General features: G+C 62.8%; 15 protein-coding genes. 9 read left to right on the top strand and 6 right to left on the bottom strand.

The annotated features are described in order from the left end of the window. The first annotated feature begins 367 nt into the window (after nucleotides 1-367). A complete protein-coding gene (locus tag BG60_RS35315; protein ID WP_008349161.1) occupies nucleotides 368-1,114 on the top strand; it encodes an SDR family NAD(P)-dependent oxidoreductase in 747 nt (248 codons plus the stop codon). A 10-nt stretch (nucleotides 1,115-1,124) separates the two neighbouring features. On the opposite strand, the gene BG60_RS35320 is transcribed toward BG60_RS35315, so the two are convergent. Continuing rightward, nucleotides 1,125-1,811 (bottom strand): CBS domain-containing protein, encoded by a 687-nt coding sequence (locus BG60_RS35320; protein WP_081851936.1) that lies wholly within the window; start codon nucleotides 1,809-1,811, stop codon nucleotides 1,125-1,127. 109 nt (nucleotides 1,812-1,920) lie between these two features. Here BG60_RS35320 and BG60_RS35325 point away from each other — a divergent pair, with 109 nt between their 5' ends. From BG60_RS35325 to BG60_RS35335, 3 genes are all read left to right on the top strand, one after another. Further along, complete coding sequence (locus BG60_RS35325; protein WP_051079005.1) at nucleotides 1,921-2,316, top strand: hypothetical protein; 396 nt, start codon at nucleotides 1,921-1,923, stop codon at nucleotides 2,314-2,316. A gap of 550 nt (nucleotides 2,317-2,866) precedes the next feature. Beyond that, a complete protein-coding gene (locus BG60_RS35330) occupies nucleotides 2,867-3,964 on the top strand; it encodes a glycosyl hydrolase (RefSeq protein WP_008349164.1) in 1,098 nt (365 codons plus the stop codon). Between the two features lie 277 nt (nucleotides 3,965-4,241). Then, a complete protein-coding gene (locus BG60_RS35335) occupies nucleotides 4,242-4,658 on the top strand; it encodes a ferredoxin reductase domain-containing protein (protein WP_008349165.1) in 417 nt (138 codons plus the stop codon). Between the two features lie 9 nt (nucleotides 4,659-4,667). Here BG60_RS35335 and BG60_RS35340 read toward each other — a convergent pair whose 3' ends face one another. Then, nucleotides 4,668-5,321, bottom strand: a complete 654-nt coding sequence (locus tag BG60_RS35340) for an HAD family hydrolase (protein ID WP_008349166.1) — start codon at nucleotides 5,319-5,321, stop codon at nucleotides 4,668-4,670. Between the two features lie 155 nt (nucleotides 5,322-5,476). Between BG60_RS35340 and BG60_RS35345 the strand changes: the two genes are divergently transcribed. The 5 genes from BG60_RS35345 to BG60_RS35365 all read left to right on the top strand — a co-directional run bounded on the left by BG60_RS35345 (nucleotide 5,477) and on the right by BG60_RS35365 (nucleotide 10,634). Then, nucleotides 5,477-6,703, top strand: coding sequence for an FAD-dependent monooxygenase (locus BG60_RS35345; protein ID WP_008349167.1), 1,227 nt, complete (start codon nucleotides 5,477-5,479; stop codon nucleotides 6,701-6,703). 1 nt (nucleotide 6,704) lies between these two features. Beyond that, on the top strand, nucleotides 6,705-7,460 hold the full coding sequence (locus BG60_RS35350; protein WP_008349168.1) for a maleate cis-trans isomerase family protein: 756 nt from the start codon (nucleotides 6,705-6,707) through the stop codon (nucleotides 7,458-7,460). A 674-nt stretch (nucleotides 7,461-8,134) separates the two neighbouring features. Continuing rightward, nucleotides 8,135-8,950, top strand: coding sequence for an alpha/beta fold hydrolase (locus BG60_RS35355; RefSeq protein ID WP_008349169.1), 816 nt, complete (start codon nucleotides 8,135-8,137; stop codon nucleotides 8,948-8,950). A gap of 17 nt (nucleotides 8,951-8,967) precedes the next feature. Then, entirely contained in the window at nucleotides 8,968-10,008 is a 1,041-nt protein-coding gene (locus BG60_RS35360; RefSeq protein ID WP_008349171.1) for a 2,5-dihydroxypyridine 5,6-dioxygenase NicX family protein, read from the top strand. Then, nucleotides 10,005-10,634 carry an isochorismatase family protein gene (locus BG60_RS35365; protein ID WP_008349172.1) on the top strand — a complete coding sequence of 210 codons (630 nt, stop codon included), beginning with the start codon at nucleotides 10,005-10,007 and terminating at the stop codon, nucleotides 10,632-10,634. Before BG60_RS35360 ends, BG60_RS35365 begins: the two co-directional genes overlap by 4 nt. Here BG60_RS35365 and BG60_RS35370 read toward each other — a convergent pair. The 4 genes from BG60_RS35370 to BG60_RS35385 all read right to left on the bottom strand — a co-directional run. Beyond that, nucleotides 10,600-10,938 carry a hypothetical protein gene (locus BG60_RS35370; protein WP_008349173.1) on the bottom strand — a complete coding sequence of 113 codons (339 nt, stop codon included), beginning with the start codon at nucleotides 10,936-10,938 and terminating at the stop codon, nucleotides 10,600-10,602. The two genes, BG60_RS35365 and BG60_RS35370, sit on opposite strands and share 35 nt — an antisense overlap. A gap of 165 nt (nucleotides 10,939-11,103) precedes the next feature. Then, nucleotides 11,104-11,322, bottom strand: a complete 219-nt coding sequence (locus BG60_RS35375) for a hypothetical protein (protein WP_008349174.1) — start codon at nucleotides 11,320-11,322, stop codon at nucleotides 11,104-11,106. A gap of 79 nt (nucleotides 11,323-11,401) precedes the next feature. Further along, on the bottom strand, nucleotides 11,402-12,145 hold the full coding sequence (gene phbB / locus BG60_RS35380) for an acetoacetyl-CoA reductase (protein WP_008349175.1): 744 nt from the start codon (nucleotides 12,143-12,145) through the stop codon (nucleotides 11,402-11,404). A 131-nt stretch (nucleotides 12,146-12,276) separates the two neighbouring features. Beyond that, nucleotides 12,277-12,928: acetyl-CoA C-acyltransferase (locus BG60_RS35385; RefSeq protein ID WP_034474516.1), on the bottom strand; the 652-nt coding region annotated here is incomplete at its 5' end.

The raw sequence follows: 12,928 nt of genomic DNA on the forward strand, positions 1-12,928 counted from the left end.
CGGCAACGGCGGTGGCGGCAACGGCGGTGGCGGCAACGGCGGCGGCGGTCACGGCGGTGGCGGCAACGGCGGCGGCGGTCACGGTGGTGGCGGCAACGGCAGTGGCGGCAACGGCGGCGGCGGCAACGGCGGCGGTCACGGCGGCGGTGGCGGTCACGGTGGCGGCGGAGGCCACGGCGGCCGGTAACCTGGCAGCATGGCGCAAGGAAGAACCGATGCTCTTAACCCGGCATCGGTTTTTTCCTTTACTTGCCGTAAGCGCCTCGCGCGTATCCGCGATACCCGATCATCGATCGCATCGCGATCAGCGAAATCATCACGACGCGCGCAAACTGGGCCCTTCTCACCCACGATGAAGGATCGCGCCATGCCCTCTCACACTCTCGATCTGAACGGCCGCGTCGCGCTCGTGACGGGCGGCTCACGCGGCATCGGTCGCGCGATTTCGCTCGCTCTCGGCGCATCCGGTGCATCGGTAGCGGTGAACTATCGGCAGCGCGAAAACGAGGCCACCGGCGTGGTCGCGGAAATCGAGCGCGGCGGCAATCGCGCGATCGCGGTACGCGCCGACGTGTCGACAGGCAACGACGTCACCGCGATGATCGACGACATCGTTCAACGCCTCGGCCACATCGACATCTTGGTGAACAACGCGGGCACAGCGACGATGATCGATATCGACGATCTCACGGAAGCCGAGTTCGACCGCACGCTCGCCGTCAATCTGAAGTCGGCGTTTCTCTGCACGCAAGCCGTGCTCCACGGCATGCGCGCGCGGCGCTGGGGACGCATCGTCAATCTGTCGTCGGCGGCGGCGCGCGGGCCGGGTCTGGTGGGCGTTCACTACAACGCATCGAAGGCGGGCCTCGAAGGTCTGACGCGCGGTTACGCCGCACGGCTCGCGCGCGATGGGATCACCGTCAACGCCGTCGCGCCCGGACCGATCGACACCGAAATGGCCGAACCGCTCAAGGCGTCGAACGTTGCGGAGCGGCTGCCCGTCGGGCGGCTCGGAGAAGCGGACGAAGTCGCGGACGTCGTGATGACGCTAATCGGCAACGCGTTCATCACCGGACAGACGATTCCGGTGAACGGCGGCGCCAGCTTCATCTGAAGAGACGCTGCTACACCCTCGGCGGGCCGACGTGCGTGACGACTTCCTTCACGCCCGGCGCGTTTTCGGCCGCGACGCGAACGGCCTTCGCTTCGTCGTCGTTCGTGACCGTCATCCACAGATGCACGGTCCCGTTTTCGACGATGACGTTCTCGCGAGCGAGCGCCCACGGATGGCCCGACATCGCCGCGATGACCGCCTCGCGGATCGAGTGATCGGTGATATCGGCATCGACGGGCAACTCGGGCGCCATTGTGACGAGCGCGCGAATCAGATTGGCGCGGCTCACGACACCGACCACCTTGCCGTCGCGCAGCACCGGCACGCGCTTGATGCGCTTGCGTTCGAGCAGCTCGGCGATGTCGGCGACGGGGCATGTTTCGCTCACGGTCGCGACGTCGGTGGTCATCACGTCGCTGACCTTGCGCGCGTGCTCCTTGACATACTGGCTCGCCAGTTCGCGCGTGGATGCAACGAGTTCGAGCCACCACGCACGCTGCTTGACGCCGGTCCCGATCTCCGCGCGATGCATCAGGTCGCCCTCGGTGACGATGCCGAGCAGTTTGCCCTCCTCGTCGATCACAGGCATGCCGCTGATGCCGGCGAATACCATCGTGCCCGCGGCCTGGCGCACGGACATATCGGGACTGGCGGAAACGATCGATGTCGTCATGATGTCGGCAGCTCGCACGTTCATCTCCCTCTGAAAAGACAGTGGCGTTATGGATAAGCGTTATGGTGCCTGCGGCGTCGGGTCGTCGTCCGGCCGGCGCGTGCGTCGAGCTTGATACAGGTCAACGGTCAGAATGCGCGCGATGAAGAAACGGAACCGCCCTCTCGCACCGCTGCTCGCGATGCGAACCCATCATCGGGAGCTTGATGAACGATACAACAGAACGCGCTGCGATACCGATCTCAAGTATGCGCTCACGCGGTTCGAGCTGAAGGTCGAACCCGCGCTCTTCGGCCTGCGCACGATCATGGACGAATCCGTCGAGTTTTGCGCGAATCACAGGCGCACTGCAGAAACGGTCATTCTTCCCGCCGTCGAGTGCCATCTATCGGAATTCGACCAGGCACCCATCGACGCAGCACTCGAATATCGGTCCGACGCTTCCGCGATGCAACATCGAAGGAGAGCGCCGGGAAGTCTGTACCGCCTGATAACAAAGGCCGTCAGAGCCGTCGGGAGAATTTACTGACTCCAAACTCGATTCCGAAGAAGTAAGTTTTTCTGCCACCGCAACGCCGCAGCAGATTTTTTTACTGTGACAGACGTTTACATTCATCTCATAAGACGATAACCTTGCAGCCGTTGATCAGGTTTCGGCAACGGTTGCCGAGGTAGCGGAAGAACTCCGAAACGATTCGGCAAGTTTGACTGCAAACGCGCAAACGTTACCTATCCGACGACGATGCCTTCGAACTGAGCAGGTTTGTCATTTCGTAAGGCCCACGAGAGCGAACGCAATCGTTTGCTCGACTCAGCCATCCAGAGCGCCTGCTGCATCGCGCAATGGACCCAGCAGTGAATCCGTGCCGTTCAGTCTGTCCTTTAGCGCCTAACTTCGGCGTCGAGCAAACAGTCTGTCCTGAGCATGTAGTTTGGATGACTAACGAGTGTCATTTCGACGACAAACGGATCAGACGATCGCCACGTTTCCGAGTGGCATCGTGAATCACTGAAGAGGTCCGGGCAGCATTCTGGGTTTTACGAGCCTTACGCAAGTACATTAGTACCACTAAAACACAATGACGAACCTTAACCCGACCTCGCTTCGTAACTTCAACGTTTTCTCGGCTCGCAAGGCCGCAGCGATCGCCACGGCAGCGCTTACGAGCGTGCTGCTCGCCGCGTGCGGCGGCGGCGGTGAAACCGCGTTCGACGACGCGACTGCCAAGAGCGCCGCCGCTCCGGAATCGACGGCGAAAGCGGCGACGAGCACGTCGATCTTCTACGGCGCGAACGGCCGCAACACGAACGGCGGCGCGTACGACTCGACGCCCGTGGCGACGCAGCTCGCGCAACTGAAGGACATCGGCGCGACGATCTATCGTAACGACGTATACAACCTGGCGTCGGCGAAGGTCATCGCGAAGATGGCGCAGACGATGGCGGCGAGCGGCGTGACCGTGTATCCCGTGATCCTGCTCGGCACCGGCTTCAGCAACGAACAGGATGCGTACAACGCGGCCTACACGCTCGGCGCGCAAGTCGCGAGCACGTACAAGTACAAGTACTACGAAGTCGGCAACGAACTCGAAGCGACGGCGCTGAACGGCAACGTCGACGGCACGAGCTGGACGCATTACAAGAATCAGCCCTACGTCGTCGCGCGCGGCGTGATCCGCGGTCTCATCGCCGGCGTGAAGTCGAAGGACAGCACGGCGAAGATTGTCGTCAACGGAACGTGGCTGCACTACGCGTTCTTCCAAATGCTGATGGACGGCTCGCAGCCGGACGGCACCCGCGGCCACCCGACGGTTAGCTGGGACATCACCGCATGGCACTGGTATTCGGATCAGGGCAACATGACGCGCGCATGCGGCGGCACGGGTTGCTACGACATGCTCGGCGTTCTCCATTCGTTCGGCAAGCCGGTGTGGCTCAGCGAATTCGGCGTGCGTCCGAACTACGGCACGGATCAGCAGATCGCGAACTACATGGTCGGCAGCATGATGATGGCGCAGTACCAGAGCGTCGCATCGAAGTACAACATCCAGTCGATCCAGGCGTTCGAGCTCTATGACGACAACGAAGGCAACTTCGGGCTGATGAAGTCCGACGGTCAGACGACGAAGCCCGCTTACTGGTCGTACAAGAACTTCGTTGCGACCCACCCGATGTAATTGCGCGGGGCAAGTCACCCCGTTTAACTGACCCAACGATCAACGAGCGACCCACAGTGGTCGCTCGTTGCGTTTTGAGCCCTTAAAACAGGCGGTTTCCTTATCGGCGCGGCCGTATGACTGGTATTCCGTCATGGCGGCTTGTCGGCGGCTGCGGTCCACCCTACTCTGACTGCGAGCCTGCCCCGACGATCACCGCCGGGTTTGGCCATCCCATTCGATCCATACACTGCCTCATCTTCCGTTCGCGGAGGATGCCGGTCCTATTGGAGAAGATATGCGCGACAACCTGATTCCGGTCATCGAACGCGACGTGCTCAAAGAGCGCGTGCGATCCATTCTTTATTGCGGTGAATCCGGCGCCGCGTCGATCGTCGGAATCGCGAAGCGGCTCGCGTCGGCGGGCAGGCAGTTCGAAGTGCACCACTTCGCGCGAGCGGCCGACCACGCGATGTTCGTCGATGAATTCGACGCACTGCGCGAGCACGGCAAGATCTACCATCATCTGGACCTGACCGATGATCTCTTCGCACAGGAAAGCGCCTTCACCATGAGTCCGACGCGCGCTTGCACGCAAATCTACTGCAGTGGACCGCCCGCGTTCACGGATCTGGTCGAGCGTCAGGCGCGAGAATGGGTGCACGCCTCGAACATCCACAAGATCGTGCTCAACGATCTCGCTGCGCGCAACTGACGCAAGCCGTCAAAGCGCCGCGGGATCGAGACCCAGCGCCTCTGCCAACTCGCGCGGCGAGCGCACGACCTGCGCTTCCCTAGGGAAAAGCGCGGCGCCTTCATCGTCGGAAGGCCATGCCAGAACGCGCATATGCGCCGCGATGGCGGCACGCGCGCCGGTCGGACTGTCCTCGACTGCGATCACTTCCTCGGGCGTGAGCCGCAAGAGCCACGCCGCGCGCTCGTACGGCTCGGGACTCGGCTTGCCGTTGCGAACATCGTTGACGCTGATGCTCACGAGCGAAGGCTCTTCGATACCGAGCGCACGCAGATTCGCTTCGAGCAGCATGCGCGATGCATTCGACACGATCGCCTGCGTGATGCCCGCGGCCTTCGCGGCGCGATACACCTCCAGCGCGCCGGGACGCGGCACGAGCGCGGGTGCATTCTCCAGATACGTCCGCGCGCGAAACATCGACCAATCCGCGAAGTCGACCGTCAAGCCGAAGCGCTCACGACACAGCGCATGCACCTCGCGCCCCGTCTTGCCGAAGACGAGCGGATGCATCTCCTCGCCCGCCTCCACGCCGTGCCGCGCGAGCGCAGCGATCAACGTCTTCAGATGCAGCGACTCGCTTTCCGCGAGCGTGCCGTCCATGTCCCACAAAATCGCCTTGATCAAAGCCTGACTCTTCCTTGTCGTATGCGGACGGTCGCCGCGAAATGGGCGCAGCCTATCACGCCGTCACGAGCATCGTCATTGCCGTTGCATTTATTTATACGGCCATATAATATCGACATCAATCCATACGACTCAATCTTCGGAAGGACGAGATCATGAGCAGAACACTTCGCGTCGGCGTTGTCGGCGGCGGAATCGGCGGGGTCGCATTGACCGGCGCGCTCGCGCGGCACGGCATCGAGGTGCGGCTTTTCGAGCGCGCGGGCGTTTTCGGCGATGTCGGCGCGGGCATCCAGATGACGCCCAATGCGGTGAAGGTGCTGCAGGCGCTCGGCATCGGCGATGCGCTGCGCGATGTCGCGTTCGTGCCGCAAGCGATTGTCGGGCGCAACTGGGAGACCGCGCGCGAGAACTTCCGCATTCCGCTCGCTTCGGAATGCCCGAAGCTGTATGGCGCGCCGTTCTATCACGTGCATCGCGCGGACCTGCATCGCCTGCTGACGACGCTCGTGCCCGCCGATGCCGCGCGTCTGTCGACGAGTTGCATCGACATTCGGCAGGAGAGGGACGCCGCCGTCGCCGTCTTCGACGATGGGAGCGAATTCGAAGCGGACGTGATCGTCGGCGCCGACGGCGTGCGTTCCATCGTGCGCTCGAAGCTCTTCGGCGACGAAGCGCCGCGCTTCACGGGCAACATGTGCTTCCGCGCCGTCGTGCCCTTCGATGAGACGCCCGAATTTGTGAGTCCGGATTCGTCGTTCTGGCTCGGGCCGCACGCGCATGTCGTCACGTATTACGTGCGTGGCGGCGCGGCGGTGAACATCGTCGCGGTCGCGGAGACGCAGAGCTGGGTCGAGGAATCGTGGAACGCGAAGTCGAGCCGTGAGGAATTGCTCGACGCGTTCGAAGGCTGGCATCCGAATTTGCAGCGTCTTTTCGAGCGCGCGGAATCGGTCTTCAAATGGGGCTTGTTCGATCGCGATCCGATGCGGACTTGGTCGCGTGGCAACGTCACATTGCTCGGCGACGCCGCGCATCCGATGTTGCCGTTTCTCTCGCAAGGCGCGGCGATGGCAATCGAAGATGGCTACGTGCTCGCGCAATCGCTCGCGGCGCATGGCACGGACATCGCGCACGCATTGGGCGACTACGAGGCCGAGCGTCTGCCGCGCACGAGCCGCGTGCAACTCGAATCGCGCGAGCGGGGCCGCACGTATCACTTGCCGAGCGCGTTCGCGCAGAGAAAGCGCGATCTCATCTACAAGTTCAAGTCGTATCTGAATCCGCAGGCGTCGGGCATTCAGGCCAACTGGGTCTATGCGTACAACGCAACGGATTTCGCGCCGCGCGCGGCTGTGTCCAACGTTTCAGCGGAGGTTTGAGATGCCGGGAAAGGTTTATCGCATCGGGCAGATCGTCCCGAGTTCGAATACGACGATGGAAACCGAAATTCCGGCGATGCTGACTGCGCGTCAATCCATCGAACCGGAGCGTTTCACCTTTCATTCGAGCCGCATGCGGATGAAGAAGGTCGTGAAGGAAGAGCTCGCCGCGATGGATGCGGAGTCGGACCGCTGCGCCGTCGAGCTTTCCGATGCGCGCGTCGATGTGCTGGGTTATGCGTGTCTCGTCGCGATCATGGCGATGGGGCGCGGTTATCACCGCGTATCGCAGGCGCGTTTGACTCGGCATACGGCTGCGAATGGCGGCGAGGCGCCGGTTGTGACGAGCGCTGGTGCTTTGGTCGATGCGTTGAAGGTGATGAAGGCGAGACGCGTCGTCGTGGTGGCGCCTTATATGAAGGCGCTGACTGAGCTTGTGGTCGACTATATTCGAAGCGAAGGGTTCGATGTCATCGACTATCGCGCGCTCGAGATTCCCGACAATCTCGATGTGGCGCGGCATGATCCGGTTCTTCTGCCCGCTATCGTGCAGTCGATGCGCTATCAGGACGCTGATGTCGTCGTTCTCTCCGCTTGCGTGCAGATGCCGTCTTTGTCCGTTGTGCCGATGGTCGAGGCGTTGACCGGGAAGCCCGTCGTGACTGCTGCAATCGCTACTACTTTTGCGATGTTGTCTCAGCTTGGGCTTAAGCGGGTTGTGCCCGGGGCCGGGGCTTTATTGTCTGGGGCTTTTTGATTTTTTTTCTTCGCCGGATCCCGTTTTCGCGTCGGTCTATTAGCGTTGCCCCTGTGCGGGGCGGCACCTACTTTCTTTGCTGCTGCAAAGAAAGTAGGCAAAGAAAGCAGCTTTTCAGGCCCGCGGTCACACGCAATTTGGGTAGTCCTCTCGTCCCAGGCGGCACTCGCCTAAAGAGTGCCCTCATCACAATAACGGGGCTTGGCTCGCGCACGGTCCGCCGCCCGAAAACGCTGAGGACACTGGTTCAGCACGAAAGAGCTTCGGCACAGCGCTACGCGCTGCCGCCGGGTCTGCAAGGGAAAGCGACGAGCGGCAAGTGCAGTGAGATGGAGACGGCAGCAAAGAAGCACGCGCGGACCCGATTGACCGGTCGGCCGCGAAGCGGGCTGGAGCTATTTGGTGCTGAACCAGCTTGTTGTGTGGTGCGATGTGGCAGACCGTGCGCGATCCAAGCCCGGTTGGGCCTATGAGGGCACTCTTTAGGCAGCCCACGATGGACGAGAGGACTACCCAAATTGCGTGTGACCGCGGGCGTGTCAGTAGCTGCTTTCTTTGCTTACTTTCTTTGCAGCAGCAAAGAAAGTGAGTGCCGCCCCGCACAGGGGCAGTGCCAATAGACCGACCCGAAAACGGGATCCGGCGAAAACGGAAGTAAACGAGAAAGACACACGATGAAATCGACCCTACTCTACGGCGCAAACATCAACGCAAACGGCATCCGCCAACACTATCTGCGCTACGGCGGGCCGCAAGCAACCCACGATGCCATCGTGCTAATCCCCGGCATCACGAGCCCGGCCATCACCTGGGGATTCGTCGCGGAAACGCTAGGCCGCCACTTCGATACCTACGTGCTTGACGTCCGCGGCCGCGGCCTCTCCGAAGCCTCATCGACGCTCGATTACAGTCTCGACGCGCAAACCGCCGATCTCATCGCGTTCATCGAAGCGATCGGCCTGAAGCAAGCCAACGTGCTCGGCCATTCGATGGGCGCACGCATCGCCCTGCGCGCCGCACGGCAAACAAAGTCCATCGCGCGACTCGCGCTCATCGATCCGCCCGTGTCCGGCCCGGGCCGTCGCGCCTACCCCGCGCAACTCGCGTGGTACATCGATTCGATCGCGCTCGCACGCAAAGGCATCGACGTAGAAGGCATGCGCGCGTTCTGCCCGACGTGGACCGACGAGCAACTGCGCCTGCGCGCGCAATGGCTGCACACCTGCGATGAACGCGCGATCCGCGCGAGCTTCGAAGGCTTCCATACGGACGACATCCACGCCGACATGCCGCACGTCACGCAACCCACGCTGCTGATGTCAGCCGGCCGCGGCGACGTGATCCGCGATGAAGACATCGCAGAAATGCGCGATCTGATGCCGCAACTCGAAGTCGTGAAAGTGCCGAACGCAGGCCACATGATCCCGTGGGACGACGAACAAGGCTTCTATCGCGCGCTCGGTTCGTTCTTCGGCGCAACACTCACCTGAAACGTAGGCGACACATCATGCCAATCAGCGACCATCAACTGATTCAAGCGTGGAAAGAGGTGCTCACGCTGTCGCGCCTGAAAGCAGGCCAGACCGTGACGATCCTCACCGGCGCCGCAACGCATCCGCAAACGCTCGCCTGCGCCTTGATTGCGACGCAATCGATGGGCGCCATCGTCAACCGGCTCGATCTTCCGCCCGTCAACGGCGAGAAGGCGCTGAGCCGCGACGCCCTCGCCTATCTCGGCGAAACGCCGCTCACCGGAAACCGCGCGGCCATCGCGGCCCTCAAGGCAAGCGATCTCGTGCTCGATCTGATGACGCTGCTTTTTTCGCCCGAGCAACACGACATTCTCGCGTCGGGCACGAAGATCCTGCTCGCCGTCGAACCGCCCGAAGTGCTCGTTCGCATGACGCCGTCGCTCGACGACAGAAGGCGCGTGCTCGCCGCCGCGAAGCGCATCGAACAGGCGCGCGAGATGCGCGTCACATCGAAAGCGGGCACCGATCTGCGCTGTCCGCTCGGCGAGTTTCCGGCCATCGCCGAATATGGTTTCGTCGATGAACCCGGCCGCTGGGATCATTGGCCGAGCGGTTTCGCGCTCACTTTTCCGAACGAAGGCGGCGCGAACGGGCGCATCGTGATCGATCGCGGCGACATCCTTCTGCCGCAGAAGAGCTATTGCACGGAACCGGTCGTGCTGACCGTCGAAGGCGGCTACGCGCGCCACATCGAAGGCGGCGTCGATGCCGATCTCCTGCGCGAATACATGCTCTCGTTCGACGACCCCGAAGCCTTCGCGATCTCGCACATCGGTTGGGGCCTGCAAAAGCGCGCGCACTGGTCGACGCTCGGTCTCTACGATCGCGAGGCGACGCTCGGCATGGACGCCCGCGCGTTCGACGGCAACTTCCTGTTCTCGCTCGGCCCGAACAACGAAGGCGGCGGCAAGCGCACGACGGCTTGCCATATCGACATCCCCTTGCGCCGCTGCACCGTCTCGCTCGACGGCGTGGACGTCGTGCGCGAAGGCAGAACCATCGAGGAAACGTCATGAACGACGAGGTTTATCAGCGGCAAGGTTTCGGCAACGACCTTCGCATCGAAGGCCGCATTGGACTGTTGATCGTCGACTTCGTGAACGGTTTCGCCAATCCGGACGTGTTCGGCGGCGGCAACATCGCGCAGGCGATCGAGCGCACGGTGCCGCTGCTGCGCGCGGCGCGTGAGTTGCGCTGGCCGATTGCGCATAGCCGCATCGTCTATGCCGATGACGACGCCGATGCCAACATCTTCTCGCTCAAAGTCCCCGGCATGCTGACGCTGAAAGAGCACGCGCACGACAGCGCGATCGTGCCGCAACTCGCGCCGGAAGACGGCGAGCTCGTCGTGCGCAAGAACGTGCCGTCGGCGTTCTTCGGCACGTCGCTCGCCGCGTGGCTCACCATGCGCGGCGTCACCACGCTCGCCGTCGCGGGCGCGGTGACGAGCGGCTGCGTGCGCGCGAGCGTCGTCGATGCGATGCAGTTCGGCTTTCGTCCCGTGGTGCTATCCGATTGCGTCGGCGATCGCGCGCTCGCGCCGCATGACGCCAATCTTTTCGATATGGCGCAGAAGTACGCGGCCGTGATGTCGTCGGATGAATTGCTCAGCCGCGCGCGTCGTTCTCCGGCACGCAGCTGAACGATACGGTCGATGTCTGCTCTTGAAGCGAGCGCACGCCGCTCGTCGCTTCCGACCGGATCGCGACGCGTTGCGCGCGCTGCTTGCAGTATTCGGAGGCGGCGTCCATCGCCGCGTTGCGCGCCGTCACCCACGACATGCGCGTGCCCGTCGCCTTGCCGGTGACGGTGTAGGTGTTGGGCTGCGCGCCGGCCGTGACGCCGTTCGTCGTGCCGCAGGCCGCGAGCAGACACGCGAGCGCGAGCGCGCCGAACGCGCCGAACCTGCGCGGCGTCGAAATCATCGATCTGATGTAAGAGAACATGCTGGCGAACCGTGAATTTGAGACACGGCCGAATGGTACAAGCGGACGCGAATTTCTTCACGGATCAGAGGAATGACGCTGCACGACGGGGCCGGACAAGCGGCGGCGCGGGCCTTGCCTGCGCGCGTTTTCACGGTCGACCGCGTGCGCGCTTTGTTGCTCCGCTCAGGCCTGAGCGATGCGATCCAGCAGGCGTTGCAGGCGCGAATGCTGCGACGGCGCGAGTCCCGGTGTGGAAAGCGCCTGCACGACGCGTCCGCGCCAGTATGTCTTGGAAAAGAGCGAGTTCGCGCCTTCGAGGCTCAGCACTTGCTCGAGATGTTCGATCGCCGAATCGAGATGACCGACGCTATAAAGGAGTGCGCGCGCGCTGACGTTGTGCATGGCACGGGTGTTTCAGATGAAGATCGATTCGATGCGAACACGAAGCGGCGCGCGCTGACACACGCGCCGCTCGCGGACATCAGCTCATGTGCTGGCCGCCGTTGATCGCGATGTTGGAGCCGGTGACGAAGCCCGCGTCATCGGAGCACAGGAACGCGACGAGCGCCGCGACTTCCTCGGGCTTGCCGAGACGGCCCGCCGGAATCTGCGGAAGAATCTTCGTGTCGAGGATCTCCTGCGGAATCGCCGTCACCATCTTGGTCGCGAGATAGCCCGGCGAAATCGTGTTCACCGTCACGCCCTTCTTCGCGACTTCGAGCGCGAGCGACTTCGTGAAGCCGTGCATGCCCGCCTTCGCCGCCGAATAGTTCGTCTGGCCGATCTGACCTTTCGAGCCGTTCACCGACGAAATGTTGATGATGCGGCCAAAGCCGCGCGACACCATCTCTTCGCAGACCGGCTTCGTCATGTTGAAAACCGAGTCGAGGTTGGTGCGCAGCACGGAATCCCAGTTCACCTTCGTCATCTTCTTGAAGGTCGTGTCCTGGGTGATACCGGCGTTGTTCACGAGGATATCGATCGGGCCGACTTCAGCCTGGATCTTCGCCACGCAGTGCTGGGCAGAATCGTAATCGGCGACGTCCACGCCATACGCGCGGAAGTTGTAGCCCTGGCGGTCCATGCTCGCAAGCCATTCGCCGACTTTCGCGTTGCCCGGCGAATGCGTCACGACGACCGCGTAACCCGCGTCGTGCAGCTTCATGCTGATTGCTTCGCCCAGACCGCCCATGCCGCCCGTCACCACTGCGATTCGCTTAGTCATGCTGATACTCCTCGTCATTTCTCTCAGGTTAATGAATCTCGGAATGGCGCCGACGCGGCCATCTTGCCCAACGCTAATATTGTTTTGATGACGCGTCGGGACGCGCGCGCGGCGCCGTCGTACTGCATTCGTTACGGACGTTCCACCGCCAGCGCGACACCCATGCCGCCGCCGATGCACAGCGACGCCAGACCCTTCTTCGCGTCGCGCTTCTGCATTTCGTGCAGCAGCGTGACGAGAATCCGGCAGCCCGACGCGCCGATCGGATGACCGATCGCGATCGCCCCGCCGTTCACGTTGATCTTCGACTGATCCCAGCCCATCTGCTTGTGCACCGCCAGCGCTTGCGCCGCGAACGCCTCGTTGATTTCCATCAGATCGAGATCGTTCACGCTCCAGCCCGCACGCTCCAGACAGCGCTTCGACGCCGGCACCGGGCCCATGCCCATGATCTTCGGATCGACGCCCGCGTTCGCGTACGCCTTGATGCGCGCGAGCGGCGTCAAGCCGAGCGCTTCGGCCTTCTTCGCCGACATCACGACGACCGCCGCCGCGCCGTCGTTGATGCCCGATGCGTTCGCAGCCGTCACCGTGCCTTCCTTCGAGAACGCCGCCTTCAGGCCGGCGAGCGCCTCGGCCGTCACGCCGTGACGCACGAATTCGTCGGTGTTGAATTGCAGCGGCTCGCCTTTACGTTGCGGAATCGCGACCGGCACGATTTCATCGTTGAAGCGGCCCGCTTTCTGCGCGGCTTCCGCCTTGTTCTGCGACAGCGCCGCGAAC

This window comes from Caballeronia zhejiangensis (genome assembly GCF_000698575.1).
GTDB classification, from domain to species: domain Bacteria; phylum Pseudomonadota; class Gammaproteobacteria; order Burkholderiales; family Burkholderiaceae; genus Caballeronia; species Caballeronia zhejiangensis.